The sequence below is a fragment of the Streptomyces sp. NRRL B-24572 genome, from assembly GCF_002156145.1.
Taxonomy (GTDB): Bacteria; Actinomycetota; Actinomycetes; order Streptomycetales; family Streptomycetaceae; genus Streptomyces; species Streptomyces vietnamensis.
In genome coordinates this window covers 1-1,053 of sequence record NZ_MWIG01000177.1, presented here as the reverse complement: position 1 = coordinate 1,053, position 1,053 = coordinate 1, and the positions used below count along the sequence as shown (strand labels likewise).

The following is a 1,053-nucleotide window of genomic DNA, read 5'->3' as shown; positions in this document are numbered from 1 at the left end:
TCGTCGTCCGCTCAGGGAGCAAAGGCCCCGGTTCTCAGGAACCGGGGCCTTTGTCGTACTCCCGGACCGCTCCCCTCCTCCCGGGGGCATGACATTCGTCAGCCGGGACGGTGGCAGCGCGCACTGCCCTCCGACCTCACCGTCGCCGAGACCACGAGACCGTACGGATGTGGGCCGGCTGCACCAGCGGCGCCCGGCCGCCCGGCGAGGCCCTCGGCGCCGTCGGCCTCGCCGACCACGAGAACGTGCGGATCAAGCAGCTGTCCGGCGGCGAACGCCGCCGCCTCGACCCCGCCCGCACCCTCCTCGGCCGCCCCGAGGCCCTCTCCTCCGACGAGCCCACCATCGGCCTCGACGTCGACGCCCGCCGCTGCGCGATCCCCCTCCGCGCCCGGGAGGGGAGCCGTGCCGACCGTGGAGGACGACCCGGTCGTCGTCGCCGAAGCCGCGACCGGACCCGAGGCGCTCGCCATGGCCCGCGCCCACCGGCCCGACGTCGCCGTCCTCGACCTCCGGATGCGGGGCGGACGGTGTGACGGTGGCCACATCGATCCGGGACGAACTCCCCGACTGCCGCACGATGATCGTGACCGGCCACGGCCGCCCCGGCCACCTCGAGCGGGCGCTCGCGGCGGGCGTCCGCGGCTTCGCCCCGAAGACGGGCAGCACCCAGCGGCCGACCGGGCCGGTCCGTACCGCCCCGCCGGAAACCGTTGCGTGGAACCCGAGTTGGCGGCCGACGCGATCCCCTCCGGGCACTCGCCGATGGCCGCCCGCGAGGCCGAGGCGCTCGAACTCGCCGCCGACGGCGCCCCGTCGCGGAGATCGCCCGACGGGCCGCGCTCTCCCCCGGAACGGTCCGGAACCACCTCTCCTCCACCACCGCGACGCCGGGTGCGGAGGACCGCCACACGGCGGTGCGTCTCGCGCGGTCCAGAGGTTGGGTATAGTTAGCAGCGCGCTACGGCGCATGCGGACGTGGCTCAGTTGGTAGAGCATCACCTTGCCAAGGTGAGGGTCGCGAGTTCGAATCTCGTCGTCCGCTCAGGGAGC

Annotated in this window: 1 tRNA gene and 2 pseudogenes; all 3 read left to right on the top strand. The window is 74.5% G+C overall.

Going from position 1 to position 1,053, the window contains the following annotated elements:
• Positions 1 to 155: 155 nt before the first annotated feature.
• Positions 156 to 371 (top strand): annotated as a pseudogene (locus CCN56_RS42570) (ATP-binding cassette domain-containing protein); the annotation flags it as partial.
• A 34-nt stretch (positions 372 to 405) separates the two neighbouring features.
• Positions 406 to 950, top strand: a pseudogene (locus tag CCN56_RS42565) (DNA-binding response regulator).
• Positions 951 to 972: 22 nt separating this feature from the next.
• Positions 973 to 1,045, top strand: a tRNA-Gly gene (locus CCN56_RS11595).
• Positions 1,046 to 1,053: the final 8 nt, after the last annotated feature.